Annotated in this window: 2 protein-coding genes; both read left to right on the forward strand. The window is 26.7% G+C overall.

Translation table 11 applies throughout. The features are described from left to right. Positions 1 to 237 precede the first annotated feature (237 nt). Positions 238 to 636 carry an NUDIX hydrolase gene (locus EKL98_RS16940; protein WP_126563233.1) on the forward strand — a complete coding sequence of 133 codons (399 nt, stop codon included), beginning with the start codon at positions 238 to 240 and terminating at the stop codon, positions 634 to 636. Between the two features lie 377 nt (positions 637 to 1013). Further along, positions 1014 to 1107 (forward strand): DUF6471 domain-containing protein (locus tag EKL98_RS18660; RefSeq protein ID WP_394343495.1); only part of this gene is annotated, 94 nt, incomplete at its 3' end.

Below are 1107 nucleotides of genomic sequence, written 5' to 3' on the forward strand. Positions count from 1 at the left end.
TAAGTAATGCAAAATCATACATTTTCAAGCATTTTACCACTCATTAAGTACACTTAGATAATGAGAATATTTCATTGTGTTTTTGGTTAAATTATATTCATACTGAAGTAACAGTCTCTATGGGCTATCAAAAACCTCAGCAGCAATCTTTAAAATTATTTAGATAAAAAGGCTGTTATGAAAATGTATTTAGTTATTTTGGAAACTATAACAAAGATGCTGTTAAAACCATAACAAATGAAAATAATTGATAAGCTAGCTTGGATTGAAATTGTAAATAAGAAAATTCTATCTACAAAATCTTTTGGCAAGAATAAATATTATATTCCAGGGGGTAAAAGAGAATATGATGAGACAGACGAACAAGCACTAAGTCGTGAAATAAAAGAAGAACTTAGTGTAGAGTTAAATTCAGATACTCTAAAATTTATTGGAGTATTTCAAGCTCACGCTCATGGGCATTCTGCAGATACGTTTGTTAAAATGACTTGTTATTCGGCAAGTTATACTGGTTTACTAAAAGCAGATTCAGAAATTGAAGAAATTATTTGGCTGTCATATTCCGATAAAGATAAAATATCAGAGGTCGATAAGTTAATTTTTGATTTTTTAAAAGAAAGAAATATGTTAGAGTAAATAATACTGTCTGTCCCTTTTGGGCTAAAACCAAGTAACCTTTGATTAACAATAGAATCTATATTTTGAAAAAGACTTTTTTTTTACTGGGGTTTACGTTTTTTAAGTAATGCAAAATCCTGTATTTTCAAGCATTTTGCCACTTATTAAGTGCACTTAGAAAATGAAAAGTGTTTACTATGGATTTGTCAAAATAATGAATCTTAACTTATGTGAATTACTGAATTTTAAGCACAAATGTTTATTCGGAGAATGGACTGTCAACTAAATTATCATAATTTATATTTTTATATTTGACAAATTTTTATTATTTTTGACAATATATTTGCATATATGATAATTATAGATTAATATTACTATATTAAATACAAGAAAAAATGGTAAACTGGAACGACAAAGTTAAACGGTTGCTTAAATCTGAATTAATAAAAAGGGGTATTTCAAATCATGATTTATCCTTAATGTTAAAAG

The organism is Flavobacterium bomense (assembly GCF_003970355.1).

What these genes read in the sequence shown, in the direction of transcription:
- EKL98_RS16940 (WP_126563233.1), top strand. Translation starts at nt 238, where the DNA reads ATGAAAATAATTGATAAGCTAGCTTGGATTGAAATTGTAAATAAGAAA.